Below are 26,000 nucleotides of genomic sequence, written 5' to 3' on the forward strand. Positions count from 1 at the left end.
AACGACATGAGCATGGACGACTCCTGGAGGCCCCTCTTCAGGGTGGGGGCGGCGGCGAACGTCGCCGTGCTCGTGCTCGTTCCGATCCAGATCGTCCTCTACGTGCTCTGGCCGCCACCGAGCACGGTGCTCGACTGGTTCGCGCTCTTCCAGTCCCACGGCCTCATCGGGCTCATTGACATGGACGTCCTGCTGATGGTCGGCAATGTCCTCATGGCCCTCATCTATCTCGCCCTCTACGCCGCGCTTCGAGATGCGAGTCCATCCCTCACGACCCTCGCAGTCACCCTGGAGTTCGTGGCGATAACGACATACCTCGGCTCGAATACGGCGTTCGAGATGCTCTCCCTGAGCAAGCAATACGCCGCGGCGACCACGGAGGCGCAGAGGGGGGCGCTCCTGGCCGCGGGCCATGTGATGGTCACGAGCTGGAAGCAGGGGAGCGCGTTCAACGTGAGCTACGTGCTGGGCGCCATCGCCACATTGCTCACCTCGACCGCCATGTTGCGGAGCCAGGTGTTCGGCCGGGTGACGGGCTACGTCGGACTGGTGTTCGGCGTGCTCAGTCTGGTGCCAGCCTCCGCGGGGAAGGCGGGTGTCATCTTCTCGCTCGTCTCCCTGGTCCCGATGTGGATATGGCTGGTATTGATTGCCCAGAGGCTCTTCCAGCTTGGGCGCGGCGCCCACGGGGTCGCTGAGGTGAGGTAGGCCTCGAGAGGTACTCCCACCTGCCCTCAAGGCCGAGGCGGACGTCCGATAGGGAAAGCGAGGGGCCGCGAGCGTTCTCCGGATGACGAGCCGGGCCCCCTCGCTCGCGAGCGCTCGTGGCTGGTGCCATAGGCTGGCGAGCCGCGTCCCCGTGTCCTCTGCTCCAGGAGGCCGTATGCCCGAGGTCGCTCCACCGGAAGCCGAGCGGCAACGCTTCCTCTCTGTCCGTGGAGGGATTCGAGGCCCTGCGGGACGGCGCCATCCCAACAAGGAGCGTAGCCATGCATGAGTCCACACTTGCCCGTCAGGTGCTCGAGACCGTCCTCCAGCGTGCCGTCACCGAGGGCGCCTCTCGTGTTCGCGTGGTGCGGGGCTGGGTGGCGGAGACCGGGTCCCTGTCCGCCGAGAGCCTGTCCTTCCATTTCTCCGCCCACGCCCGGGGCACGAGCGCGGAAGGAGCCCGGCTCCTGTTGGACCTCATCCACGTGGTGGCGCGCTGCCGGGCCTGTGGCGATACCTACGCTCCCGATTACCACCTCCTGCTGTGTCCGGAGTGTGGGAGCACCGAGGGGGAGGCACTCGGGGAGACGGGGCTCGCCGTTACCTCCATCGAAGTGGAGGAGTAGGTGGAGTCCATGGCTCCTGGCAATCCGTGGTTGGTGGATGCGATAGCTTGGAGGGATTGAACTTGCTCCGCCGGGGCTTCAGGAGAGGAGGACCTCTTCCACCGGCCGGCGTGGGCTGGGGTACACCTCGGGCCCGTAGCCCATTCTCAGCAGGAGTTGGGGCATGCCTCGCTGGGAGAGCAGGGCGGCGAGCTGTGGGCGGAGCGAGGGGACCTCGATGGGCTGGTTGAGCTCCCGCATCCAGAGGTCCGCTCCAGTCCGGGTGAGCGCGCCGAGAAAGCCGCTGGGCAGGAACGGGGGACTGGAGAAGGTCTCGCCCGCGAAGGTGAAGGCGCCCGCGAGATTACCGATGAGGACGACCCTGTCCTCGCCCTGGGGCCGCACATCGGTGATGCCTCCCTCGGCCCCGCTGAACACCCGCCTCCACAGCAGGCTCCCCGAGGAGCTGTACCTGGCGATGAACGGGGCGTACTCGCCGAGCGGCCCATCCCCGAGGTCCGTCCGGGGGCTCGCCCAGCCCGCGACGAGGAGCTCGTTCCCGGTGTCCGCGGCCACGGCATCGCCTCCTGTCGTCCGGGAGGTGTCGCTGGCCTCGAAGGCCCTCGACCAGAGGTGCCGGCCGTCGTCTCCGGAGAATTTCGCCAGGAAGCCAGCCAAGGGCGGTCCAAGGCTCGGATCGATCGTGGGACCCGAGGAGAGGACGTTCCCGTCCAGGTTCATCCGCCCCTGGAAGCTGCCGGTGACGACGAAGTTGCCCTCGGCGTCGGTCGTCACGGCCCGCGGGCTCACCAGCAGGGGGGCGCCACTGGCGTCCGTGGCCACGAAGCCCCGGGTCCACACGGTTTCTCCCGTGGGGGAGAACCTGGCGATGAAGAGGCCCACCCTTCCCACTGCCTCCCCGGTAACGGAGGGAAGGCGCCCCGCTCCCAGGTCCGGCGTGCCCTCGTAGTTGCCCGCCACGAGGATGTCTCCGCGCCCCGTGAGGGTGAGCTCCCGCGCCTCGACGTCTTCGGTGGCCACCACGCGGCTCCAGAGGTAGACGCCCTCCACGGTGTAGCGCGCGAGTGCGAGGCCCGCTCCTTCCGGGAAGGCCGCGTCTCCGAAGAGACCCGCCGCGACGAAGTCGCCCTCCGGCGCGGTGGCCAGGGCATGGAGGCGCTCGCTGCCCAGGCCTCCGATCTGCCGCACCCACTGCGTGAGGCCGCCTCCCACTCCACGGTAGGAGCAGAAGAGGGGCGTCTCCAGGGTGAGGCGCAGGGTCGGGATCAGCTCGCTCTGGAGCACCTCCCGCGAGTAGAAGTCCACGCCATTGCCCGACTCGGGGATGAGGCCGAAGCTGTAGAGGCCTTCCGAGGTCACCACCCGCGTCACGTCGTACGCGACCCGGGTGCCGGCGTTGATCGCCCCCAGGTCGTCCAGCGGGCCCTCCAGGAGGCTCGGCCGCGTGTTCCAGGTGAGGCCCTCGTTCCACTCGTCGCTGACACGGTAGAGCACCGGTCCATCCGTCGTGAGATCGAAGGCGGAGAGCTCCAGCTTCGCGTCACGCACGCGCATGCTTTCGGTGGTGACGTAGAACTTGAGGTAGGACTCCAACCGGGGCGAGCCATCCACCAGCAGCGCCGGCTCGCCGCCGAAGCTCTGGTCCGGGGCGTCCCGGGAGACGAAGCCGTCCTCGAAGGGCGTGGTGACGGACAAGAAGGATTCCAGGCGCGGCATGCACTCGGGCACGGGTGGCTGCAGGTCCTCCACGCTGGCGGCGCGCGTCGTGGCGCTGCCCTGGGGTTCCACCGCCGTGTCTCCACCACAGTGGGTCAGCAGGGCCAATGCCATCAACCCGCTCGCCCATCGCCCACTCCAACCGGATTTCCGCTCCATGCCAGACCCTCCGAAAAAGGCCACGTGTGAGCGTGCACCGCATGTGCCGGGGGGGCGTTCCCGGGCGAGGTGTGGCCTTCAGGACGCGCACCTGCACTCGGGGGGACCGGCGCTCCCGAGGATTGGAAGCAGGCTACTCAGTGATGAGAGGGATGTTCCTCGGCCGGCTCGCGGTGGGGAGCGTGAAGAAGAAGGTGCTCCCCACTCCAGGAATGCTCTCGACCCAGAGGTGTCCGCCGAGGGCATCGACGAGCCCCTTCACGATGGCGACGTGGCGGGTTGGAGGGCGCTGAATGCAGGTCGCATCACCTGGCAAAAGCCCGGAGTGCCTCATCCCAGCTCATCCGGGAGCACCGCTCCACCCACCGTGCCACGGTCTCCGCCTCCCTTCGCGCGGCCAGCGCCACCACGGCGGCCTTCTCGAGCGGTGCATCGAAACGCTCGCGCGCGTCCCTGGCCAGCTTCTGCACGTCCACGGGGCTGGTCAGATATGCCACCGCCAGGCCTCCCGGTCGGGTGAGCGCCTCGTAGGCGCGGCGCAACCGCTGGAATCCCTCCATATCCTGGTGAGGTGGGTGCCGCGCCAGCGCGGCGAAGTAGGCGCTCTTGACGGCGACCGGGTCTATCGTAGGCGCCAACCCCAATACGGCGAACGGATCTTCGGGCGTCATATCAGCTACTCTCCTCCCCTTCCTCCGGAGAGACAGCCTTCGGAGGGCTTCTCTCGGGCTCCTTCTTCGAACGTGACGCGCGGCGCGCCGGGGTGCTCGCGGCCTTCTTCTTCCGCGAAGCCCCGCGCTTGCGCGGCCGGTACCCATGCTCGTGCGCCAACGCCTGCGCCTGCTCCACCACCGGGGCATGGAGAGCGGGTAACTGCTCCGACAGGGCCCGCATGAAGGCCTCCAGCACCGGGTGGAGGTACTTGCAAGGGGTGTTCATCCTCTCGGCGGCCACCGCCGCCTCGGCGAGCGCCTGCACATTGGCGGCGCGGCGCTCCAGCCAGCGTTCCAGAATGCGCCTGGCGAGCGCCTCCCGACCGAGCACCTCCATCGTTCGGAGCGCCTCGATATGCCCCGTGTTTCCAGGATGGGCCTCCAGGTACCGCACGGCGGCATCCCATGCCTCGGCGTCCGAGGAAGCATGGCGCACCGCCTCCTCGAGGAACCCCACCTGGTAGGTCAGCACCCTGGGAGCGAACCGGCGCCAGATGCGCAGGCCGTCCCCGGTCAGCTTCATCGAGGAGTAGACCTGCTCCAGCGCCCCCTCCACCCCCAGCAGCATCCGCTCTACATCCTCCATGGTCTGCACGCCGCGCAGCAGCCGCTCCAAATCCCGTCCTCCCTGCTTCATCCGACTGCGGTCCAGCAGGATACGGACGGCTTCGCTGAGCTCCCTCCGGAGCTCCTCGTTCGCGCCCTCCCAGCAGACGTCCACCCATGACGCCACCAGGTCCGGTGCGCAGGTAGCGGCCACGCACTCGATCAACCCCATACGCTCGGAGGGCACGGCTCCACCCAGCCAGGACAGCAGGGAAGAGGCCTCCGTTGCGACCAGCCGGCCCAAGCCCTCCTGGAGCCACCCGGGTGCGTTTAGCGCCTCGGGGTTCTGCTCGCACCAGGCCAGGAAGGCCCGCGCCCAGAGGGGCGCGTTCGCGATCCGGGCCAGCAATTCCTGGTAGAGGCCCAGCGCCCGCGGCAGGGCCGCCCCCTTGAAGCGGAGCCCGGACACAGCCTGCACCACCCAGGACCGGGCCGACGGTTGGATCGCCGCGGCCTGAGCCAGGGTGCATAGGGGCTCGGCGTCCTCGATGCGCGAGACGACCGTCCGCGCAAGCCCCGCGGCTACCACCCGCAGCGCCTGCAACGTAGGAGCGGAGAGGGCCTCGGGGGCTCCTCCCTCTCGCACCGCCCGGGCCAACAGCGAGGCTGGCTCCGAGAGAGCGTCGTGCCCCTTGCCCCCCTCCGCCCGGAGCCACAGCTCTCGCGCCGCCAGCTGTCCCGCCAGCTCCCATACCGCCCGAGAGACCCCGGCGGGTGCCGCTCGTGCCCACTCCTCGGCGCGGCTGGCGAAGACGGGGAAGGGCTCAAGCGCGTACAGGGCGAGGAGCGCCCCTTCCACCTCCTCCAGCGAGCGGGGCGGCGGCAGGGAGACGTGCTGGCTCGTCGGCTCGATTCCCAGGCGCGAATCCACCGGGGGCAGGCGCTCGAGCGCCGGGGCGATGAGCTCGGGAGCGGGGCTCCCCTCGGAGGAGAGCCATCCATCCATCGCCTCGGCCAGAAGGGGCGCATGCGCTCGCGCCGGGTCGGTGAGGGGTTGCCACAGCCGCCGCGCGCGCTCCCAGTCGCGAGTGCGGCCCGCCGCCCATACCAGTGGCCAGTACGTGGCCCAGGCCTCCTCTGGAGCCGCGCCTCGCTCCACCAGGCCGGGCTCGGCGTCCACGCGCACGGCCAGGGTGCTGAGCGTCCCCCAGGAGCCGCGGCGGTGCTGCTCCCGGACGGCCTGCCGGAAGAGGGCGGCGCCGCTGGGGAGCAGTTCCTCCCTCAGCGGCGGCGGCAGCCGCAGGAGCGCGGACAGCATCCCCTCCAGGTTCCCTCGCTTCTGGTACTTTCGGGCCTCCTCCAGCCACTGGCGGTGCTGGCGCCCGGTGCGGTCGTGCTTCACCATGGCTCAAGGCTCCGGGAGTCCCGACCCGTGTTCGTGATTGAGGAAGAAATCCAGGAGCGCCTCCTCCGCGCGCTCGCGCGCCACGCCCTGGGCCTGCGCGTACTGGTCAAGAAGCCGCTTCAACTCGGCGTGGAGCTCGGGAGGGAGCCGCTCGAGCAGGGCGTGCCCCTTGCGCTCCACCGCGCTCTGCCCCGGCGCCAGGGCCGGGAGGGCCTTGCCCACGTCCGCCACCGAGAGGGCCACCGTCTTGGCGTTCGTCGTGCCGGGCTGGCTGACGGATACCTTCACCACCCCGTTGAGATCGTAGGCGAACTCCACCCGCACCGGTGAGTTCGCGGGCCGGGGCTCGAGTGGGAACTCGAAGGCCCCCACCCGCGTGTTCTCCGAGGCTCGGCGCGACTCGCCCTGAAACACCTCCACCTGGACGAGCTTCTGCTCGGGCACCAGGGTGTAGAACTCCTCCACCTTCGTTGTCGGCAACACCGTGTTGCGGCGGAGGACCGGGGCGAAGGTATCCGGCGTGGCGTTCCCGAGGTCGTCCTCTCCGATGACGCGCATGCCCAGGCTATGCGACGCCACATCCACGAGGATGCGTCCCACCGGCTCGCCGGACAACATGCCGGCCTGGATGGCCGCGCCCAGCCCCACGGCCAGGTCTGGATCCACTTCCTCGTGGATGTCGACTCCGAAGGCCTCCTCCAGCATCTGGCGGACCCGAGGGATCCGCGTCGAGCCTCCCACCAGGCATATCTTGGACAGCGACTGCCCCTCGAGCCGGGCCTCCGCCAGGGCCTGGCGGGTCAGGGCCACGGTGGACTCGAGCAGCGGCTCGATGAGCTCCTCGAAGACGCGCCGCCGCACCTCCAACTCGAGGTGGATGGGCCTGCCTTGCGCCTGGGTGAGGAATTCCTCCTTCACATGCACGGAAACGTCCGCGGACAGACGGATCTTCGTCTCCTCGGCCAGCTGGCGCAGGCGCGCCATGGCCCGCACGTCCTCGCGAGGATCCACGCCCTGCTTCTTGAGATCCTCGAGGAAGAGCTGAACGAGCTTGTCGTCGAAGTCGTCCCCACCCAGATGGGTGTTGCCCGCGGTGGAGCGCACCTCGCGCACCCCCTGGAACACCTCGAGCACCGACACGTCGAACGTGCCGCCCCCCAGGTCGTAGACGAGAAGGATCTCGGGCTCGGCCACACGGAGGGCCTCGGGATGCAGCACGTGCTCATACAGGAGCGAGGCGCTGGTGGGCTCATTGAGCAGCCGCAACACGTGCAGCCCCGCGCGCTGGCCGGCCTCGAGGGTTGCGCGGCGCTGGGCGTCATCGAAGTAGGCAGGCACGGTAATGACCACGTCACGCACGGGGACGCCGGTGGCCTTCTCGGCTCCCTGCTTGAGCGCGGACAGGATTTCGGCGGAGACCTCCTCGGGAGACACCTCGCGCCCGGCGATGGAGTAGCGGTGGAGCGTCCCCATCTTGCGCTTGACCGAGCGGATGCACCGCTCGGGCCTCAGCAACTCGAGGTTGCGCGCCTCTCGCCCCACGACGACACGATTGTCCTCGTAGAGGACCACCGAGGGGACGATGCGACTGCCTTCCACGGACACGGCCACCGGGCGGCCCTCCACCAGGTGGGCGATGACGGAGTTGGTCGTACCGAGATCGATTCCAAAGACATGGCTCAAGGGGTATTCCTCACGATGATGGCTTCGCCCTCGCGAATGAGGTGCTCGCCCCGCAGGGCGGCGGCGCGAACCACGCGGGCAATGGCGCCCTCGGCGAAGCTGGGGTGGGGCTGAGTGCCTACAATCCGGAACAGGCGCCCGTCGGGAATGTGGCCGATGGACGTCAGGCGAGTGATCCCGGAGGAGGTCAGAAATCGCTCGAGCCGGGCCGCCACTCCCATGAGTCCCGATGCGAGCGCCTCATCCGCCGCGACGCGGGAGGCCTCCTCGAGCAGATCCAGGGCATCCAGGAACTCGTCCCAGGGGGGCTCGCTCCCCGAAGAGTTGCCAGACGTCGCGCCGCGGAGAGAAGAGAGCGAGCCCCTCAGCTCCGCGAGTCCCCCTTCCAGCTTGCGCTCCAGATCCTCGACATGGAGGGCCAAACGGGCCTGGGCCCGGGAGGACTTCTGGACGGCATCCAGAAGCAGGGTGCCCCAGGTGGGAGGCGACTCGGCAGGTAGTGTGGTCCCCGGGAGTCCGGGCACTCCTGAACGTCCAATGAACAGGCGTCTCAGCCAGGTGAACATCAAATCAACGCCAGTCGTTTCCGACCGGCGCTCCATACAAAACAGAATCGGAGCCGCAGCTTCAGCTCACGCGCCAACGCTCGTGGCCGCGCCAAACAGCTCGCCGCAGAGCGATGACCCCTCCCGCTCGCGCGGATGTGTCTCCCATTCTTCTCTCGATATGGGCATTCCTGGGGTCTACTTCTCCTATGGGGCTCTATGACATGACCTCGCCCGTCATGTCCAGTACTTCCTCCTCGCTTCCATCCCCCCTTGGGAAAGCCCTCTCCCATGAGCGGGTACGGGTAAAGGATGTCTGTTGTTGAGAGTGAGACGGAGCGAAGCCGCATACCGCGGCGGCAACTGCCCCTGCTCCGGCTGCCACTCCCGGAACGGTCTCGGCGAGGCGTAGCGGGCACTGCTCTTCGTCTCCTGCCGCTCCGGCCTCTCACTGGCGGCTACTTCCAACAGGGCAGCCTGCTCCGGCTTCTTCCTCGAGGTGGTGCTCACCCCCGGCCTTCAACCAGAACTCGCCTTCCCTCTGAAGGACCACCTGGGGCGTCTCTCCCCTGGCCCACCCTATACGGTGGGGTGCTCCGTCAGTCCTCGCGTCCACGGGCACCCCACACGGCAGCCTCCTTGCGGGCTACCGCCGCAACTCGCTCACGCCCCCGCCTGACCCCAAGGAGCGGGTGGCCGCCACACCGGAGCCCGGCTCGAGTCCGCCACCGTGTACGTCGTGGACTTCATGGAGCCCGGTGCCGTCACCACCCGGCCGGTGCCAATACCGAGGGCCGAGTTCCAGCAGGCCTTCCAGCGGTTCGCTCGCGACGTGCGACTGACGCAGAAGACGCAATGGCACCGGGAGAGAGCGCGGTGGACAGGGCGGCCTCGAGAGCCTGGTGGCCATGGGCGTCGAGCAGCTTGAGCGGGCGAGAGGTGTGGCCGGCCAGGTGGACGTTGCGCGAGGCGAGCGCGGCGACGAGGGCGTCGGCGCTGGGGCAGGACTGGCTCAGCCTGTCGCGCCCGCGCAGTTCGTGGGCGTGGCGCTCGTGGGCGGCGAGGGCGGCCAGGTGCTCCTCACATTCGAGCCTCTTGCCCTCATCCCAGCAGCGCGTGTGGCGGGCCACCTGTTGAACGAAGCCGCTGCGCGGCGGGGGAAACGACGGGGAACTGCCGCCGACTCTGCTCGACCCTGCTGGAACGAGTGCTCACCTTTTCAGAGGGAAAGAGGGACGGTACGACAGAGGAATCGAACCTCCCGGGGACATGTCTCCATGCCCCCCACCGGTTTTGAAGCCCCGCCGCCCGGATCGGCGGGGTCCTCGTGGTGGTCGGCTTCCCTCTGGAGCGGGGCTGGTGGAGCGTCCGTGGGGGTCCACCCGCGTCCGTTCATCTTGGGTACGATTTGGGTTCGCGGCGGCTGCATGTCCCCGAGGTCCCATCAGGAGACGAGCTTCGAGCCGATGAAGCGCAGGAGCGACGAGAGCCAGACCAGGGCGTAGGCGATCGGAGGGCGTTGGCCGGACGCGATCTTCGCCACCTCGTTCCAGTCATCGGACAACTGTCGCTGAACATGAAGAAGCGCGGGAAAATGAACCAGCCGGTTTGGGTGCGAGGAGCGGCGGGGCGGGTGAGGGGCGCGGAGCGGCAGCTGGCGTCGCTCTTCCACGACAACCTTGCCGCGGTGCTACTCGGGCACGTCTCCCGGCGTCTCGACTTCCGGGACTTCGTTACGCGGATGGACGTGATCGGCACGCTGGACGGCAGGTTCGAGAGGGACGTGGCCGACGAGCTGCGGAAGTGGTACTCCGACTGCCCGCGAAGGTGACCAAGGTGCACGTGGCCCGGATGCTCGCCCTGGCGTACCACCTACAAGGGGCCATTGACCGGGGCCTCGTCGCCGACCGGGCCGCCGTGGCGAGGAAGCTGGGGCTGACGCGGGCGCGGGTGACGCAGCTCCTCTACCTACTCATGCTGGCGCCCGATCTCCAAGACGCCGTGTTGGCGCTCGAAGCAGTCGACGGCGCCGAGCCGCTGGCCGAGCGGACCCTCCGAGCGGTGACCCACGCGGGGACGTGGGCCGAGCAGCGGGCGGCGTAGGCTGCCTCAGGCCACGATCGGCAGGGCGCGCGTCCGCGTAGAGCGCGCCGACCGAGTCGATTCCGGTGCGGTCGGCATCTCGTCCCAGGTTCGCCCGTCGAGCAGTCGACCGGCCTTCTTCTTGTTCTTGCCGCCCCACTGCTTGAAGAAGAACGCCACGCCGGCGCGCGCACACTGGTCGCGGATGTCGGTGACCCACGCCGGGTCCATCGGGCGCGCTCGATGACCGGACTCGCCGCCGACGATGACCCAGTCGATGTTCTTCAGCTTCAGCTTCGGCAGCGGGCCGAGAAGCGGCTCGAGCGAGAGGAACTTCACGTGCGCGCCTGTCGTGCGCAGGTCGTCGATGCGGTCGACGTAGTCCGCGTTCTCGACGCTCACGCCCATCCACACGTTCCTCGGCCAGTCGATCTCGGGGCTCAGCTCGGCGAGCCGGTCGGCGCGCTTCGTGAGCACTTGGAAGCGATGCCAGTGCGCCCGGCGCATGACGTCGAAGACGCGCTGGATGTACGCGAGCGGCACGTCCTTGTGGAACAGGTCGCTCATCGAGTTCACGAAGATCGTCTGCGGCTTCTTCCACTGGAGGGGCAGATCCAGCATCTGCGGCTGAAGCGTGAGCTTGAAGCCGCTTCTGTAGTTCGGCTGCCCCATCGCCTGGAGGCGTTCCGCCATGCGCTCGGCGTAGCAGTACTTGCAGCCGGGGCTGATCTTGTTGCACCCCGTGACGGGGTTCCAGGTGGACTCGGTCCACTCGATGCCGGAGCCGAGTGCCATCAGCGCGTCTCCTTGAGAATGTGGTTGGCGATCTTCACTGCGATGGGCGCGCCTCTATTGTTCCCCGCAGCGAAGCACAGCAGGTAGAGAGGGTTGTTCGACGAGTTCCGCAACACGCCCGGTTCGGCGACGCCGTTGGCGGGGAAGATCGTCTTGAGGCGGTCGTTGAAGTAGCGCGCGATCGTCTCGTTCGTCGCCTTGACGACGCGCTCCTCGTCGTTGCCGAACAGATCGGCCTTGTGCTCGACCTTGTAGAACTCGTCGTACCAGTTCGTGGTACCGAGCAGCTTATCGAGCCGCGTCCGCCAGCCCTTCGGGATCTCGCCCGAGCGTGTGAGCAGGCGGCTGACGCCGATGCCGAGCGGGAAGAGCAGCCAGAGGTCGATCGCCTTCGTCTTCGCAATGGCCTCGATGGTCTGCCACTCGACCTGCATGCCGTAGGGGTCGAGGAAGAGCACGGCGCGGTGCCCACTCCAGTTCTTCGCGCAGATCTTCTGGATCTCGGCGTTCGCGTCTCCCTGCTCGACGCGGATGTCAGCCGCGAGGGCGGCGAACTCGGGCTCGGACTTCAGCGCCTCGAGCTCCGCGCAGCGCTTCGCGTCGCGCTCGATGAAGATGAAGCGATGGAAGCGAGGAGCATCCTCCGGGGCTCCTGAGCCCCGCGCCTTGAGCGCAAGGCGGGCGGAACCGTCGAGGAGCTGCTGCGGTTCGTCAGTCGCGAGATCGGGGAACAGCAGGTTGCCGGTCGGCTCCTCTTCTCGCTCGCGGCGCATCGTGCGGCAGCCGATTCGTCGCACGACCGACGAGGTGCTTCGGATCGAAGTAGCTCCGCAGCTCGTGAAGTTCATCAAGGACGGTGCGCCGCTCGAGACGCTGAAGGAGCATCCTGAGTTCGAGTCGGTGTTCGCGTACCTCGCCGGTGTTCACGTGCGCTACGGAGGACTCCTCGAAGCGCGATGGGCGGGGCGCTACGACGAAACGATGCTCAGCGAGCTGGCCGCCATCGTGGAGGAAGCCGTCGACGGACTGGCGATCGAGCACGACATCATCGTGAGGAACCCTGGCATCAGTCCGTTCGCTCTGGACGAACTCCTCAAGTACTTCCGCGAGCGAGAGGGTGACGTCGAAGAGCTCCTGCCGTCGGAGCCGTCGAGCAAGGACGCCGCCAAGGTGTACGCAGGGATCTTCGGGCGCCTTTGCAGGCGGGCTTGCCCCAAGCTCGGTCCCGAGGGCCCGAGAGCCTTCATGCTGGCGCTGCTCGTCACGCGGTGGATGTCGGGGTTCCCACTCTCACGTCTGATCGATGACCGGCTCAAGAGGAAGGGCGACGACAAAGCAGCAGCAGAGATCAGGAACGTGATGAACGACGTCGAGCAAATCGCACGATTCGAGGCGCCGCGCGGTCTCAGCGCCTACTGCGACGTGCTCCGGCAGTTCCTGCGGGAGGTGGAGCGCGAGGATCTCATCGAGCGCATCCCGCCGTTCAACGTGTTTCTGGAGCTTGGCGTCAGCCTTCAAACGCAGATCGCTCTTATCGGCGTCGGCCTTTCGCGCACGTCGAGCGTGGCGCTGTCGGAGATCATCACCGAGGACAAGCTGACGGAGCCGCAGGTGCTCCAGTGGCTCCGTGACAACGAGGAACTTTGGCGCAACTTCCCGCTTCCCTCGCTGGTGAAGACGGAGGTCGAACGCGTCCCCATTCGGTGCCGCTTGCGAACACGTTCGCGGCTCCGCCCAGAGAGCGCAACCGGAATCACCCAGTGATTTCAGGTGCTTCCCTGCTCAGCCCACCGGATAGGAGCATCAGCGCCCGGCTGCGAACTACGAGCGCGCGCCAGCTTGGCGGAGTGGGCTGGACACGAGCTGAGCCGGCACGCGAGTGGTAGGTCCTTATCCTGCTAGGTGAGATGCACGCGCTGAGTGGAGCGCTCCCGCGCCCTTGGGGGCAGTGACAGGGAGCCCGCGTACGCTGGCGAACTGCGGAGGGCTCACGAGACGCTGGCTCGTTGAGTGGCCGAGGGGGGTGCACATGTTCTCGAACTTCTCCCAGGGCGCGGTTGCTGCGCTGACGGTAGCCGTAGGCGACTGGGCCGGGACCGAGCCGGTCCTGCCTGAGCCTTCCGAGGTTGCGCACCCGACTGCGAGGTCCACCCCATGACACTCACCTGGGTGGCGGTGCTGCTGCTGACGCAGGTCACCGGAGCGGAGGAGCCAGCCGACGGCGCGTGGCCTTCGGCTTCCTCGGCCGAGGCCGTGCTACCTGCGCCGGCCACGGCAGCTGGCGAGGGCGGAGGGTGGAACTCCCTCCTGCGCCTGGAGGCCAGCACGCTGGCGCTGCTGCCCCGAGGAGGGGGAGAGCCGGTGGGCTACGCGCAGCTGAGTCCGATGCTGGTGGTGGACGGCGGAGGAGCGTGGGGCCTGCACATGGGTGCCCCGGTGCGGCTGCGGCTGTGGGGAGGGGAGGCGGGAGCGGGGCGGGTGCGGAAGGAGGACTGGGACAGCCTGTCGGACTGGGGGCAGGTGGTGCGAGCGCTCAAGCTGGGCAGTGAGGCGTCCGCGGTGGCGTTGTGGGTGGGGGCGCTGGAGGACTACAGCCTGCTCTCTGGGCATCTGGTGCGGCGCTACTCCAACCGGGCCAACCCGGACTACCACCCAGCAGGTGGGTACCTCACGAGCACCGTGGGCCCTCTGTTCGTGGAGGTCTTCACCTCGGACATGCTGGGCGCGCGCCTGGTGGGAGCGCAAGCAGAGGTGGACCTGGCGCACGTCCTCGCAGGCCCTCTGCGAGAGCCGGGGCGCTACACGCTGGGGCTGTCAGCAGTGAGGGAGTGGGGCAGGGCCGGCGGACAGTCGCCGCAGGTGACGCTGGCGCATGTGGATGGGACGGCGGTGGTGATGGTGCGCCCTGGCTTCGAGTTGCACGTGCTGGCCGGGTGGGGAGCGGTGGTGGGCATGGGCGCGGACGCGCTGACGCCCACCTTGGACATGAAGCTGCGGCTGGAGGTGCGGCGGCAGCGAGGGGGCTTCCGCCAGGGGTACTTCGGGCCGGACTACGAGTTGGACCGGCTGATCGCGGTGAGCCGCTCCGGAACTCCTGTGACGCAGGCACCCTTCCCGGAGGGGCTCTCCGCGTACGGCGAGGCGGTGGTGGGGTGGGATGGAGTGCGGCTGGGAGAGGTGCTGCAGCGCCACCTGCACCTCTCGGTGGGCGCGGAGGTATTCGACTGGGGCCGGGTGGACGTGGACGGGCGCCTGGCGGTGCAACTGGCTGAGCGGAGCCTCGAGGTGGCGGTGAGTGGTCTGGCCCGAGGACTGGGCCAGCCGGGAGCGCGCCACCTGTACTCGGCGGAGGTGCGCTGGCGCTTCGGCCGCAGGCTGTACGCGCTGGCCCAGGGCGGCACGCGGCTCTACCCGGGGGCAGATGGGACGCTGAGCCCGGTGGCCTTCGCTTCCTTGGGCATGGGAGTGGACGATGCGCGTTGAAGCGCGGAGGCCCAGGTGGGTGGTGCTGTGGATGGCAGCCGCCCTCTTCGCCACGGGATGCGCCACGCTGCCGCCGCTGCCCAGGGCGGGCGAGCCTCACGGCCCTGCCGAGGTGCTACGAGAGGAGCCGGCGACAGGGGCCCACCTGGCCCAGACACACTCCGGTGCCACGACGTGGGAGAAGAGAGCGCTGGTGAGGCTGAGGCGCCGCCACGGTGCGCCCGTGGTGGGCACGGACGTGGCGGTGGTGAGCGCGGAGGAGATGGCCCTGCGCCAGGCGGCCGGCGTGCAGCCCTCCCCGGAAGGCCCACCCTCATGCGGGGGGCAGGCCGTGCCGGAAGGCTGGCCGGACTACTCCTCCTGGTGGGATGAAGAACTGCTGGCTCCCTTCTTTCAGTGCACCTCGCCCGGCGAGTTCCTCGCTCTACAGCGCCGGGTGGATATGCCGCGGCTGGTGGAGGCGTTGGGCGACTGGAACGCAGTGAGGCTCGGTGCGCTGGGGCCTATGGAGGCCCGGGCCGCAGAGGTGCTCCAGCGCAAGCGCTTCTCCTTCCTCGTCACTGCCACCCGGAAGTACGGGGCCTACGCCCAGGTGCTCACCCTCTTCCTCTTCGACACGGCCTTCGATGACGAGGTGCGCGAGCTGCTGGTGCTGCTGGCCAGGGACAAGCAACTGGAACAGACGCTGGGGCCGATGGAGGCCGTGCGCGAGGCGTTGGAGCAGCGGGGCTTCAAGCTTTCGGACTACCCGGAGCGGGAGGAGCAACTCCGTGACGTGGTGCGAGGCTTGGGCCGTGCCGCCGACGACGTGGCCTCCACCATCCCCGCGATGGATGGGGCCCGCGGAGGAGGCGTGTTCGCCACACGAGCCCACTTGCCCCCGCCCTACCAGAAGGCCTTCGATGAGACGGAGCGGGCCCTGACGAGAGAGCACTTCTCTCCGGGCCACGTGGCGCTGGGCACCTTTGACTCCATGACGTTCGGAGTGCCGCTGGGCTTCTACTACCTGGCAGCGGGGACGGGGCACGGGGTGTCTTCGCTGTACCAAGGCCGCTACGAGCGGGCCGCGCGGGAGCTCGCGCCTGCGGCGCTGATGGTGGGCCTGTACGCTGGCGGCAAGGGTGTGCGCTATCTCTCCGATGCCAAAGCAGCCGGGTGGGGCGGAGTGCGGCGACCCCAGGTGTCCGCGCTCGACGTGGAGGGACTGAAGGCAGTAGTGGATCGGCTTGGGGAGCAGCTCGGGGTCAATGCGCTTCGCGATTTGACCCGGTACCTTCAAGCACAGCGGGAGGCTGGGCTCCTCGTTGCAGAGTGGGGAGAGGCCGGCGCGGCGGCACTCTATGAAGCCCGGGGCAACGTGCCCAGGGCGCGGCAGGCCATGTTGGCCGTAGCCGATTCGCAGCGCTCAGGGGCTCCTTCAACGCGGGGCCGCGCCGCACCGGACGGAGCGAAGATAGATGCCAAGGACATCAAGGGCGCCCGACCATACGGTCCCGATGGTCGTCCCGGGCATCCTGACGCCCATGGCGTGAGCCGGCAAGATCAAGCGGACATCATCAACGACCCGAAGACCACGGTGCACCGCGGGCTCAATGCCAACGGGCGCCCCGTCGACCACTACCACCGCGACGGGACGACGGTCATCACCGAACAAGGTGATCCGACGCGTGTGATCACCGCGTTTGGTAAACTCGCGACGAAGGACAATAGAGGCCGTCCAATCCAACGCGGGACGGGGAAGCCGGCCAATCCGGTGCCCAATGGTGGTCCCTATGAGAGGCTGCGGTGAGCCATGGCTGACCGGAAGGGAGCGTTCGAACGATGAAGACCGCTGACGTCTGGTCGGAGCACATCGAATGGATCCGATCCCTATCGGTGTTCCTCGGCTGCCAGCTGCGGCTCGTTGAAGGGAGCGAGAGCCTTGAGGTCGATGCTGCCTCCGCGACGCTCGAGGGAGTGGTCGGGCCGCCGCACCCGGGAATCATCATCGAGCTCGTCGTGAAGCTGCTGACGACCCGGAAGGATGATGGTGACGTGGCCGTTTGGGCGCTCGTATTCTTCTTCGTCGATAAACGACGCGTCGCCGAACAGGGCAAATGTTGTCTTGCAGTGGAATGGCGTTCAGGTCAATGGGTTCGACGCGGCTGGGAGTCAGACGTCTACGGTGAATGGACGGACCTGGAGATGCTCGAGTGACGCTCCGCTTGCCCTCCAACTGCACCGTGGACGCGGTCCCCGGCTCCACTCTCACCACCCTGCCGGGATGGACGCTGGATGCTCTCAACGTCGGTCCCTTCCGCTCCGCGCAGGGCTATGACGCCCACTTCGCGCGCACGATGGGCAGCACCTGTGACTTTGGAGACGAGTTCCGGTTCAGCGACGATACGCTGCTTCTAGAGACGCTGATTCTCAACGTGCCGGAGCGGAACCTGGACCGTGGGGAACTTGCAGCTTGGAAGGAGAGTCCCGTCTCTCCAGGGCTGCTGCGCCTGCGCGAGCGCGAGTCGTTCCTATTCGACGAGACGACAGCGCGGTATTTCGCACGCGATGGCTCGGCGCTGCTGTGTTTCTTCGACGAATTCGTCCCGACGGAACGGCGCTACCGCATCAACGTCGCCCCGTCGCTCGACTTGCTGAGCGATGACGGCCGGTATTACGGCTGGATGCTCTCCTGGCCAGTGCGGCACCTCATCCCCGGCACGCTGGGGGGCTCAAGCTCACCCGCTCGGCTGGAGGACGACCCTGAGTTGGTGCCCCTGGTGCACGAGTGAGCCTGCCCCGGTTTTCATTTGCTCCTCGGCCGAGCAGGCGTTCGTAGACAAGGACGACAGTGCTGCTGAACCGCTGCGCGCCGCTTGGTCATCCGCGTCTGACAGCTGCTCGGCTATATGGTGGCCAGGAGCCTGAGCCGCATTGCTCGCTTGATGCATATGGGAAATGCCTGCTGCTGCCGGAAACAGTCAAAACGCGCCCAGTGTGCCTCTTCAGCGCGGATTCAGGAGGAGCAGGGGGCAGGGCGGGACCAAGGGCCCAGGGAAAACCTCATGTCGGTTGCCCAGCGGTCCCTGTGCTTGAAGCGCGGCGGGGGAGTACGGTCGCCCAATCTTGTACGCAATCTGTACGTAACCGACTGAACGCCCGCGTACCCGTCCGAACACTTGGACTCAGCGGTCCATCAGCTCCAAGTGCCCGGATTCAGGGGGAAAAAGGGTCGGTAGGACAGAGGAATCGAACCTCCCAGGGACATGTCTCCATGCCCCCCACCGGTTTTGAAGCCCCGCCGCCCGGATCGGCGGGTTCCTCGTGGGGGTCGGCTTCCCTCTGGAGCGGGGCCAGCGGCGCGTCCGTGGAGGTCCACCCGCGTCCGTTCATCTTGGGTACGCTTTGGGTACGCGGCGGCTGCATGTCCCCGTGGTCCCATTAGGAGACGAGCTTCGAGCCGATGAAGCGCAGGAGCGACGAGAGCCAGACCAGGGCGTAGGCGATGGGAGGGCGTTGGCCGGACGCGATCTTCGCCACCTCGTTCCAGTCATCGGACAACTGCCCCACCGTCAGCTCGGACTCGGGAGGAGGGGAGTACACCGAATACAGCCGCTTCTCCGGGATGTTCCAGTAGAAGTCCTCGGTGAGGTCGATCTCCGTGCGGCCTGTCCGCTCCAGGTGATCGAACAGGGCATTTGCCACCCGTCGTAGGTCGGAAAGCTGGATCCTCACGGGGCCCTCACCAGCCACTTCTCGCCAGCAAGGTCGGACGGAGCGAGATCCGCCAGGGCCTTCAGGAGTTCGGCTTCGACATCCGCGATCGCGCTGGCCAATTTGTCCGGGATGAGGTCGGCCACATCCTCAAGCTCGGTGGCCATGTGGATTGCATGGCGAAGTGCGGGGTGAGCGTCGAGTTGGTCGAGTCGCGCCAGCAGGGCCGGTCCGAAAAGCCGGTGACAAGCGTAGGCCGGGCTGAGCGCGCTCGCGACCAGCGCGCGACACATGCCGAGGGCGGCTACGGCGACGAGGCGCTGCACTTCATCCACGTCCTTTGCACGGAGCCACAAGATCTGCTCCGCGTATGCTTCCTTGCTCATGAGCTTGTCGTCCATGTGATGCCTCAACGTCAGTTGCCGAATTCAGCATCGAACGCGGCGATTGCCTCCTCAATGGAGGCATAGGGTACAGATCGTTGCTCAGGAGCCTCCTCACAAAAGAGTTCCCAGAGCTGCCGTTCCTGGTACCGCACGTCGTCCATGCTCACCGGCAGATTGATCCGGTCAGCGCTCTGGACGACAAAACCTCGTCCCGGAATCAGCTCGAAGCATCGGTAGATCACGGCCTCCTCTCCGCTGATGCGTCGAAAGACATTGATCAGTCTATACAGCGTCGAGTTAATCATCCCTCAGAAATCCTGTGGGTCAGTCCATTCAAAGTCTTCATCTCCCCAGTCCTTGCGAGAGTTCAATCTTTCACCCAGTCTCGTGATGAGATCCTGGAGGGCCTCTACTTCTGTCCGTCCGAGTCCTGCCTCCCCATCGGGGGTGCCATTGGCATTTTTTACACGCACATTGGCAATTGCGAGGAATCGCCCGGAGCCTTCTTCGAGAACCTTGATCTTGTATTTGGTCCATGGAATGCCGCGCATGTCGCGAATTTCGAAGACGTTGACCACCCGCGAAATGCTCGCGGCACCATGCAGGTCGATTGTCCTCCAATCCATCTGATTCCTCCTTTCTGGCCACAAGATCTCCTGAGAACCGAAACTGTCAGACGGGTGGTACTCACTCATCAGGGCGTCCCAGGGTTAGATCGACTTGACCGTGCTTTGCCTGCTGTACGGCACGCATCCAATCGTCCCAGACACCGGGATCCGCAGGCGTACCGTCATCGAGCAGCGACATGCTGCCCAAGAAACCGCCCAAGTCATCCGAGCCTGTCATGTCGTAGAGCGTTTTAAGGTAGGCGTACATCGCCGCGTATGCTTCCTTGATCGTGATCTTGTCTTCCATGTCAATCTCAAGGTTTCGAAGGAGCGGATAGACCCATTTGCGAATTGTAGTTGCGCGGAACTTGATTCAGGCCACCGTTGATTATCTCTCCATGACGCACCTGCACCCATACTTGCGTTCCATCCTGGTTGGTTCTCGCGAACCATTCGTTCCCGAATTTATCTGTTCCGAGTTTGGCTGATTCATCCGCTGCCACCTCCTGTAGCAATCGCCGATTGGTAGGGGTGTCACGAAGATGACCTGGCGCAGCGCGGAAGATGTGCTTCGCTCTTCCTTCCGGGATGACGATGTCCTTTTTCGGATTGCCGCCACCACTCGTGCCTTGTGCCGTCATGGCCACCGCACCTGGAGCGAGGGCGATGGTGATGGTCTCGGCACTCACGGCGACCGTCTTCACTTCCCCCACCGCCGCGAGCCGGATGCCCACCTGCGTCTCGGCTTGTACGGCCGCCTGCATGGAGCCGGGTAGCTTCGGCACCTTCGCGGCCAGCCCTGGCGCCGTGTTGCCAATGGCCGCCATGGCCAGCATGGCGAAAGCTCGCGCTGCGTTCCGGCCCATGAGCTTGCCGTACCGCTCGCCCGCCGCGCGCAGCTCGTTGAACGTGGTGGCCCGGTCCGCCTCGTCCATCAGCCGCTTGAAGCCCACGACGAGACCCCAGAAGGTATCGACGCCCACGTAGGAAATGATCGTGGCGGTCATCACGGCCGCGAGGCCCTTGGAGATCGTCACGTCGGGAATGGAGACGAGGAGCATGTACGTGGTCCAGGTCCAGAGCACCGCCGCCACCATGGCGTGTGGGTCGGCCATGTCCTTGAACGCTTCCAGCATCTCGTCCAGTACGGCGCCCTTGGCCAGGGCCATGGCGAGCGCGAAACGACCATCCCCGTTGACGGTGGGGCCTTCCGTCAGCAGGCGGAGACAGTCCCCGGGCCTGCCGGTGCGCTCGCACCAGCGCAGGTAGTCGCGCGTCAACTCCACCTCCGGTGTTGTGGACTGCCCCTCCAGGTGCTCTCCCGGCTTGAGCGGAGTGATTCGATGGCTGGGGGTCTCGTACGAGTACGAACCGCTCCGCGCTGCCATCTCGAACAGCCGCCGGGCGGCTTCCTGGGGCCGGGTGGGGGGCCGAACATCCCGAGCCAGTTTCGACACGGCCTCCTCGAACTCGCTGTTGCCCAGCGTCACCGGCTTGGCGCCGGAACGAGGTGTGAAGACGAGGGTGTCGGTCTGGCCTGTGTCCAGGCGCACGACCCGGGACGCCGTGCCACACCCGACGAGGAGAACCAGCATTACGGCCGTGCAGCACAGCTTCATGGGGATTCCTCCTGGCCACCCCTCTATGAGTAGCCAGTCCGGAAGAATACCCAATGGGTACGACAACCCCCGGAGCGGGGTTCACGGGAAGGTCACGCCGCCAAGGGTGACAAGCCGACCTCCGTTCTCGTCCCACAACTTGAGGGTGAAGGTGCCCCGCGCATCCTGCGCCAGCAGCTCCGTCTCCACCACAACGAGGCCCGACCCTCCCGGCGGAATAGGCGCGAGCTGCCACACCTTCACCTGCTTCACGTCCTGGCCCTTTCCCACCAGCAGCGCCGCATCTTTGGCCGTCCAGAGAGCCGTGCCGGGATTCTCCATGGCCATCGCCACGGCCACCCGCATCACGTCTTCGTCCTTTTCGACGCGCGTGGTGGTGGAGCGGTAGCTGATGACCGTTTGTGTGCGGAGCGCGTTGGCCGGGGGGTCGGTGATGGTGCTCTTGAGGTTCTTGGCCAGGACGCCTTGCACGTTCACCGCATACACGTTCAACAGCCCGCTGGCGATCAGCCCCATGATGCCCAGCCCGCTTCCTTCCGCCTGCGCCCGCCCCAATTCCGATTGAAGCTGCTGGATTCGGGCCTCCTTCTCCTTGACCTCTTGCTGGTAGTCCTCAACGGTGCGCCGGTTGCGGAAGACCTCCACCTGCCGCGCGGCCCGTGCCGGGTGGCCCACCAACTCGAAGGTGGCGCTCGTTGGGGCGGCACCATCCGTGAAGCGCACCACCAGCTTGAGCCGTTCCCCGGGCCGGAGGTCTTTCGGGGGGATGACGGTGAGGCTGCGCGTCCCCGTGGACACGTCCTCGAAACGCTCGCGCTCCTGCAACTCCACCGCACCCGGAGGCAGCGGCGAGTCGAACCGGAAGGTGGTGGGAAGGTCGGGGCTGATGCACACCTCTGGCGCCTTGTCGGTGGGAGCCGCCAACAGCTCGATCCGGTGTGGCGACGCCTCACAGCTCGGAAGAGGTGGCTGCGCGGTGGCGCTGGCATCCGCGAGGAGCGCCAGGAGCAAGAGCACGGCGGGGGGCGAGGTGAGCACGGAGCGGGGACCTCCAGCAGATGGGGTAGAGACCGGAGACGTGGGCCTCTACCACACCTTCCCGCCCGGTAGGGCACGAGCGATTCCAAGCCCCTGCTCGCGAACCGCTCGGACAGCTCTACTCGAAACGGCGAACCGCCTTCACGCCTATGGTGGCGAAGACCTTGGCGGTCTCCGGCCCCCCATCGGGCTCCGCTGGGACACCACGTTTACCCTCATCCCCTGCCTCCAGGCAGACCTTGAACGTGTCCCCCGTGGGTGTTCGGGCCTCGGTGAAACGGGCATAGACGCGACCGTCTCCGAAAAGGAGCCGGCCGGAGAGGATGCTCCCCGTTGGCAGCTTCCACCGAGGGCCCGGCACTCCTTCGGGGACGCCCCCCAAAATCAACCTCGCGGACGTGACGCCCTCGCGCACGGTGATGGGTTTGGGGTTTTCGTGGGTGAAAGAGACGAGGCCCGAACTCCCGATGTCGATGCCGAGCGTTTCGGTCATTGTCTCGACGGCACCGGCCGGGCACGGCTCGGCTTCGGGGGCGGGACGCACCTGGGCACCGGGACAGGCCGTGTTGGCGGCAGCGGCGGCGCCGAGGCACCACTTGGCCATAGGTGAGAGGATCCCCTTCTGCTTCGTGTCCCCCTGGGGGCTGGGGGCCTGCGGCTTCTTCAAGGCGTCGTCCTTGGGTCGCGTCACCAGCGAGGCGACGACCGCAGGGGTTTTCTCCACCGAGGGCGGAGCTGCGGCCTGCTCAATTTCCGGCGGCGGCCACGAGGGCGCCACTTCCTGACCGAGAAGCGACCTCAACGTCGGGGAAGGCGAAGCCACGGGTATGGGCTGGGGCTCGGGCTTCCTTCGCTCCGAGAGCCACCACCCCACCAGGGCCGCGCCTACCAGCACGGCCATCCACACCACCGCACGCCGAAGCGCCTGGAGCGCCATGGCCTGCACGGGCACGTCCGCCACCGTGGCAGGAGTCGGTGTTGCCGGAGTCGGCGGCGCCCGGATGGGCTCCACGGGTAGCGCGGCAGCCTCGGGCTTCTTCTTCCGCGCTGCGGCCCCCCGGCGGCCTCTCCTCGGTACACGGGGCCCGTCATGCAGGGGCACCCGCCAGGAAGCATCCGCACGGGCCAGCAGGTGCATCAGCTCCTTCCCCAGCTCCAGGACGCTCGGGTAACGCTTCTCCGGCTTCTTCTCCAGCAGCTTCATGCACACGTCACTCACCACCAGCGGCACGTTGGGGTTGACGATGTGCGGCGGCAGCGGCTCCTTGTTGATGACGGCATTCACCGATGCCTCGTCATCCCACGCCACCTCGAAGGGGAAACGACGGGTGAGCAACCGGTAGAGCACCACGCCCAGGGCATATTGATCATCGGCCTTCCCGGGCCGGTAGGTGACTCGCCGCTCGTTCCAGTGCTCCAGGCCGAAACGCCACGCCTCGGGGCTGCGGTAGTTGGGCGTACCCGGGGGGAACATGCCCTCGGTGATGGTAGTCTGCCCCTCACGCTTGGCGGCCCCGAAGTCCAACAGCACCGGCTCCCCATCTTCGTCGCGCACGATGATGTTGGCCTCCTTCACGTCGCGGTGGACGACGTTCTCGTCATGCACCACGGCCAGCCCCCGCGCCACACCCACCATCTTGCCCACCACGGCCAGCGTGTCGGGGTTCTCTTCCCAGGCCCACACGTCGAGCGTGCGGCCCTCGACGTAGAGCATCTTCAAGCAGAAGAACTCGGGCAGCACGGGCGGCCAGTAGCTGAAGCCCACCTGCCGCACGAGGTTCTTGTGCTGGAAGTACATGGCGAGGGTGCCCTCGCGCTCGGCCCACTGCTTGGCCCGGTGGAGCGGGACGAACTTGAGGGCCAACAGGGTGCCACTCAGCTTGTCCCGTGCCCGGTACACGGTGCCGTAGCCCCCTCTATCCACCAGCTCTTCGATTATCGCGCCGTTGACGCTCGTGCCGGGCGGCAGGTCCGGCATGTCCCGCTCGTTCTTGGCGTGGCTCCCATCGGCTCATTGTCCCCGTTAGTCCTCGTATCAGCGGCAGGAAGGGCGTTGTCCTCGTACATGCACTCAACCTCCGAAATCAGGCACGATAACAGAACCAAGATCTGGCTCTCCGCCCCTACTGTGGGCGTCGTACGTGCTACTACCCATGGGCCGCCGGGAGCTTGAGCAGGACGGTTTGGTCCAGGAGCCGGATCAGGTCGTGCTCGTCCGCGTTCTCCATCATCCAGTCCGCGATCATGAGCACCGGGGTGCCTCTCCTGTTGACGCCACAGGACACGATCTCCTGCGTGAAGTTGTTCAGGTACAGGACCTCAAGCTCACCGCTGTTCAACTGCCTGATGGACCACTCGGCCATTCATCCTCCGTGGGCTCCGCGAAACTACAGCGACGGATAATACGATTCTTTAGGTTCGTTTTATAGCTGAGCCTTGGCTACCACCTTCGAGGGTGTGCGCACCATCGAAACGCCCAAGGCCGTTGCTCGGAACGTAGGTCGCCGCGTGGCGGAGCTACGGGGCGAGCAAGGACTGACGCAGGAGGAGTTCTCGGCCGAGGTCGGGGTGAGCTTGCGCTACCTTCAGCAGGTGGAGGCAGGCCGCGAGAACCTGACCATCGAGTCACTGGTGAAGCTCGCGCGCCACCTGCGGGTCCGCGTGGTCGCGCTGTTCGAGCCCGCCCAAATTAAGATTGGGCGGCGAGGGCGGCCTCCTCGCATTGGGGGAAAGGGCACGTCCTGATGGCCTCCCGGACGACCCAAGCCGAATAAGTATGGCCGTCCCGCTACAGCCCGACCAACCGTTCGGCGGAGCTGAAAAGACCCGGAGAGACATGCTCGATCAGCAACCGGACAGCACCCCAGCGGGTTGCCCGGATGTACCAGATCGTACCCCGCTCTAAGTAGCTGATCTGGACACCGGCAAGGCGGGGGGCATAGCGGCCATTGTCATTGTCATCAGTGAAGATTTGCCACACGGGCGCCCCGCTGATCCCCTGTAATGAGGGATGCTTGTCGGGCTCTCCATCGAACGTTCCGAAGTCGTTCCTGTGGAGGGGGAAAAGGATCTCGGTCCCGGGGTCGTGAGGCTCCGTTCCTGCGTCGAACTTGGCCGTGAACCGGAACTGTTTGGCCCCTATCCCTCCTGTAAGGCTCTTGCTGAGTTGACGCGGCCATCCGGTGACGTGGTACCACGCCTTCGAAGGATCGTTCAGCGGCGCCAGATCGGCCACCGTGACTGGAGTCCATCGTTCTCGGATTGGAGTCGGGTCCTTGAGCCAGAGGATGCCTACATCGTACCTCTGTGATGTGCTCATTCTGCCTGACAGAGGCACCAGAACGTCGCCGACTCCTGGAACCAACAGATCGAGATCATTCGGAGCGCCCGCCCTTCGAGCTTTCGGTGTGGAAAGCTCCATGAGGACATGCCCGGCGGTGACCAAGAACCATTCTTGTTCGCAACGGAAGAACCATCCTGTTCCAAGGAGCCAAGGGAGACCGTCGGCCTGCTTGGCAAGCAACGGAACCGAGTAGTCGTCCCCAAGCTTGCCGAGCGGCCCTGCAAGGCCACGGAGAATGTGGAGACCGATATCACTAGTGGATTTGATGACCATCTTTGCCTCCCATAATAGCTGAGAGTAATGATCCCAGTTGGACGGCGTCACAGTAATCGAGCCCGGACGAGATCGGTATGCGGCCTTAGAAATAGCCCGCTCTTGGTTGGTGGAATGACCTAAAGCATAGGTAACCGTTCAGTGCGCCAGGCGAAGCCTGGGTGAGGAGGAAACGATGCAGTAGCGACAAGCGGAGTGGAAACCTCACGAGGGACCCAGCAGGTTCAACCCCTGTCCGGTAAAGGAGGCCACCAGCCGGAAGCGAGTCTTGCGTGGTATCGGGGAAACCCGAACTGCGAAGCGTAGACAGCGAGTGCGCGGGCCGCGTGATTGAGCCTCGAAAGTTACACTCGTGCGAGAGCCGACGCCGTTGAACGAGCGGAAGGCAGCACCGTGAGGCCGCGAAGGTCTGGCCCCTCGGTCTCGCCGGGGTCGAAGAGCGGGGCACGTGTACAGAGGGTCCCCCAGGAACCTGGGAGGCCCTGACGACTCCACGTCGGAAGCCGGTTGGGGAAGCCGGTCAACAACCCTGGCCCGTGGGAGGTGGGCGCCCGAGACCCACGGGAGCGAAAGACGGGT

At 66.6% G+C, this 26,000-nt stretch carries 27 protein-coding genes, 2 tRNA genes and 1 pseudogene; 11 read left to right on the forward strand and 19 right to left on the reverse strand.

Going from position 1 to position 26,000, the window contains the following annotated elements:
- The first annotated feature begins 6 nt into the window (after nt 1-6).
- On the forward strand, nt 7-708 hold the full coding sequence (locus tag JQX13_RS35880) for a DUF4386 family protein (RefSeq protein WP_203403947.1): 702 nt from the start codon (nt 7-9) through the stop codon (nt 706-708).
- Between the two features lie 281 nt (nt 709-989).
- Nucleotides 990-1,334 (forward strand): hydrogenase maturation nickel metallochaperone HypA, encoded by a 345-nt coding sequence (locus tag JQX13_RS35885; RefSeq protein ID WP_203403948.1) that lies wholly within the window; start codon nt 990-992, stop codon nt 1,332-1,334.
- Between the two features lie 78 nt (nt 1,335-1,412).
- Here JQX13_RS35885 and JQX13_RS35890 read toward each other — a convergent pair whose 3' ends face one another.
- The 5 genes from JQX13_RS35890 to grpE all read right to left on the reverse strand — a co-directional run bounded on the left by JQX13_RS35890 (nt 1,413) and on the right by grpE (nt 8,080).
- Nucleotides 1,413-3,209, reverse strand: coding sequence for a DUF7594 domain-containing protein (locus JQX13_RS35890; protein WP_203403949.1), 1,797 nt, complete (start codon nt 3,207-3,209; stop codon nt 1,413-1,415).
- 305 nt (nt 3,210-3,514) lie between these two features.
- Nucleotides 3,515-3,880 carry a J domain-containing protein gene (locus JQX13_RS35895; protein WP_203403950.1) on the reverse strand — a complete coding sequence of 122 codons (366 nt, stop codon included), beginning with the start codon at nt 3,878-3,880 and terminating at the stop codon, nt 3,515-3,517.
- A 1-nt stretch (nt 3,881) separates the two neighbouring features.
- Nucleotides 3,882-5,873 (reverse strand): DUF6109 family natural product biosynthesis protein, encoded by a 1,992-nt coding sequence (locus JQX13_RS35900; protein ID WP_203403951.1) that lies wholly within the window; start codon nt 5,871-5,873, stop codon nt 3,882-3,884.
- Between the two features lie 3 nt (nt 5,874-5,876).
- On the reverse strand, nt 5,877-7,556 hold the full coding sequence (locus JQX13_RS35905; protein WP_203403952.1) for an Hsp70 family protein: 1,680 nt from the start codon (nt 7,554-7,556) through the stop codon (nt 5,877-5,879).
- Nucleotides 7,553-8,080 (reverse strand): nucleotide exchange factor GrpE, encoded by a 528-nt coding sequence (gene grpE, locus JQX13_RS35910; protein ID WP_203403953.1) that lies wholly within the window; start codon nt 8,078-8,080, stop codon nt 7,553-7,555. Before grpE ends, JQX13_RS35905 begins: the two co-directional genes overlap by 4 nt.
- A gap of 632 nt (nt 8,081-8,712) precedes the next feature.
- Between grpE and JQX13_RS56565 the strand changes: the two are divergent.
- A pseudogene (locus JQX13_RS56565) lies at nt 8,713-8,954 on the forward strand (AHH domain-containing protein); the annotation flags it as partial.
- 383 nt (nt 8,955-9,337) lie between these two features.
- Here the strand turns inward: JQX13_RS56565 and JQX13_RS35915 are convergent.
- Nucleotides 9,338-9,426, reverse strand: a tRNA-Sec gene (locus JQX13_RS35915).
- Between the two features lie 269 nt (nt 9,427-9,695).
- Between JQX13_RS35915 and JQX13_RS35920 the strand changes: the two genes are divergently transcribed.
- Nucleotides 9,696-9,932, forward strand: coding sequence for a hypothetical protein (locus tag JQX13_RS35920; protein ID WP_203412635.1), 237 nt, complete (start codon nt 9,696-9,698; stop codon nt 9,930-9,932).
- Complete coding sequence (locus JQX13_RS35925; protein ID WP_239014056.1) at nt 9,905-10,204, forward strand: hypothetical protein; 300 nt, start codon at nt 9,905-9,907, stop codon at nt 10,202-10,204. The genes JQX13_RS35920 and JQX13_RS35925 overlap by 28 nt, the downstream gene beginning before the upstream one ends.
- Nucleotides 10,205-10,210: 6 nt before the next feature.
- Here JQX13_RS35925 and JQX13_RS35930 read toward each other — a convergent pair whose 3' ends face one another.
- Complete coding sequence (locus tag JQX13_RS35930; protein WP_203403954.1) at nt 10,211-10,978, reverse strand: DUF5131 family protein; 768 nt, start codon at nt 10,976-10,978, stop codon at nt 10,211-10,213.
- Nucleotides 10,978-11,775, reverse strand: a complete 798-nt coding sequence (gene tcmP / locus JQX13_RS35935; protein WP_239014057.1) for a three-Cys-motif partner protein TcmP — start codon at nt 11,773-11,775, stop codon at nt 10,978-10,980. Before tcmP ends, JQX13_RS35930 begins: the two co-directional genes overlap by 1 nt.
- 40 nt (nt 11,776-11,815) lie before the next feature.
- Between tcmP and JQX13_RS35940 the strand changes: the two genes are divergently transcribed.
- The 5 genes from JQX13_RS35940 to JQX13_RS35960 all read left to right on the forward strand — a co-directional run bounded on the left by JQX13_RS35940 (nt 11,816) and on the right by JQX13_RS35960 (nt 17,232).
- Entirely contained in the window at nt 11,816-12,742 is a 927-nt protein-coding gene (locus tag JQX13_RS35940; protein ID WP_239014058.1) for a hypothetical protein, read from the forward strand.
- A gap of 390 nt (nt 12,743-13,132) precedes the next feature.
- Entirely contained in the window at nt 13,133-14,461 is a 1,329-nt protein-coding gene (locus JQX13_RS35945; protein ID WP_239014059.1) for a hypothetical protein, read from the forward strand.
- The gene (locus JQX13_RS35950; RefSeq protein ID WP_203403956.1) at nt 14,451-16,250 is read left to right on the forward strand and encodes a hypothetical protein; all 1,800 of its coding nucleotides are present in this window, start codon (nt 14,451-14,453) and stop codon (nt 16,248-16,250) included. Before JQX13_RS35945 ends, JQX13_RS35950 begins: the two co-directional genes overlap by 11 nt.
- Nucleotides 16,251-16,282: 32 nt before the next feature.
- Nucleotides 16,283-16,657 (forward strand): hypothetical protein, encoded by a 375-nt coding sequence (locus tag JQX13_RS35955; RefSeq protein ID WP_203403957.1) that lies wholly within the window; start codon nt 16,283-16,285, stop codon nt 16,655-16,657.
- Nucleotides 16,654-17,232: a hypothetical protein gene (locus JQX13_RS35960; protein ID WP_203403958.1), complete on the forward strand. Its 579-nt coding sequence runs from the start codon at nt 16,654-16,656 to the stop codon at nt 17,230-17,232. The genes JQX13_RS35955 and JQX13_RS35960 overlap by 4 nt, the downstream gene beginning before the upstream one ends.
- A 444-nt stretch (nt 17,233-17,676) precedes the next feature.
- Here the strand turns inward: JQX13_RS35960 and JQX13_RS35965 are convergent.
- From JQX13_RS35965 to JQX13_RS36010, 10 genes are all read right to left on the reverse strand, one after another.
- A tRNA-Sec gene (locus JQX13_RS35965) sits at nt 17,677-17,763 on the reverse strand.
- A 118-nt stretch (nt 17,764-17,881) separates the two neighbouring features.
- The gene (locus JQX13_RS35970; protein ID WP_203403959.1) at nt 17,882-18,175 is read right to left on the reverse strand and encodes a hypothetical protein; all 294 of its coding nucleotides are present in this window, start codon (nt 18,173-18,175) and stop codon (nt 17,882-17,884) included.
- On the reverse strand, nt 18,172-18,555 hold the full coding sequence (locus tag JQX13_RS35975; RefSeq protein WP_239014060.1) for a DUF3969 family protein: 384 nt from the start codon (nt 18,553-18,555) through the stop codon (nt 18,172-18,174). The genes JQX13_RS35970 and JQX13_RS35975 overlap by 4 nt, the downstream gene beginning before the upstream one ends.
- 14 nt (nt 18,556-18,569) lie before the next feature.
- Entirely contained in the window at nt 18,570-18,845 is a 276-nt protein-coding gene (locus JQX13_RS35980; RefSeq protein ID WP_203403960.1) for a hypothetical protein, read from the reverse strand.
- A 3-nt stretch (nt 18,846-18,848) separates the two neighbouring features.
- Nucleotides 18,849-19,166: a hypothetical protein gene (locus JQX13_RS35985; protein WP_203403961.1), complete on the reverse strand. Its 318-nt coding sequence runs from the start codon at nt 19,164-19,166 to the stop codon at nt 18,849-18,851.
- Between the two features lie 61 nt (nt 19,167-19,227).
- Nucleotides 19,228-19,455: a hypothetical protein gene (locus JQX13_RS35990; RefSeq protein ID WP_203403962.1), complete on the reverse strand. Its 228-nt coding sequence runs from the start codon at nt 19,453-19,455 to the stop codon at nt 19,228-19,230.
- 7 nt (nt 19,456-19,462) lie between these two features.
- Nucleotides 19,463-20,767, reverse strand: a complete 1,305-nt coding sequence (gene sitA5, locus JQX13_RS35995) for a SitA5 family polymorphic toxin (RefSeq protein ID WP_239014061.1) — start codon at nt 20,765-20,767, stop codon at nt 19,463-19,465.
- Between the two features lie 81 nt (nt 20,768-20,848).
- The gene (locus JQX13_RS36000; RefSeq protein WP_203403963.1) at nt 20,849-21,805 is read right to left on the reverse strand and encodes a DUF2381 family protein; all 957 of its coding nucleotides are present in this window, start codon (nt 21,803-21,805) and stop codon (nt 20,849-20,851) included.
- Between the two features lie 118 nt (nt 21,806-21,923).
- Nucleotides 21,924-23,783 carry a serine/threonine protein kinase gene (locus JQX13_RS36005; protein ID WP_203403964.1) on the reverse strand — a complete coding sequence of 620 codons (1,860 nt, stop codon included), beginning with the start codon at nt 23,781-23,783 and terminating at the stop codon, nt 21,924-21,926.
- A gap of 169 nt (nt 23,784-23,952) precedes the next feature.
- Nucleotides 23,953-24,168 (reverse strand): hypothetical protein, encoded by a 216-nt coding sequence (locus JQX13_RS36010; RefSeq protein ID WP_203403965.1) that lies wholly within the window; start codon nt 24,166-24,168, stop codon nt 23,953-23,955.
- Nucleotides 24,169-24,262: 94 nt separating this feature from the next.
- Here JQX13_RS36010 and JQX13_RS36015 point away from each other — a divergent pair, with 94 nt between their 5' ends.
- Nucleotides 24,263-24,550: a helix-turn-helix domain-containing protein gene (locus JQX13_RS36015; RefSeq protein WP_203403966.1), complete on the forward strand. Its 288-nt coding sequence runs from the start codon at nt 24,263-24,265 to the stop codon at nt 24,548-24,550.
- A 43-nt stretch (nt 24,551-24,593) separates the two neighbouring features.
- Here the strand turns inward: JQX13_RS36015 and JQX13_RS36020 are convergent, their stop codons facing one another.
- Nucleotides 24,594-25,421 carry a hypothetical protein gene (locus JQX13_RS36020; protein WP_203403967.1) on the reverse strand — a complete coding sequence of 276 codons (828 nt, stop codon included), beginning with the start codon at nt 25,419-25,421 and terminating at the stop codon, nt 24,594-24,596.
- Nucleotides 25,422-26,000: the final 579 nt, after the last annotated feature.

The organism is Archangium violaceum (assembly GCF_016859125.1).
Classification (GTDB): Bacteria; Myxococcota; Myxococcia; order Myxococcales; family Myxococcaceae; genus Archangium; species Archangium violaceum_A.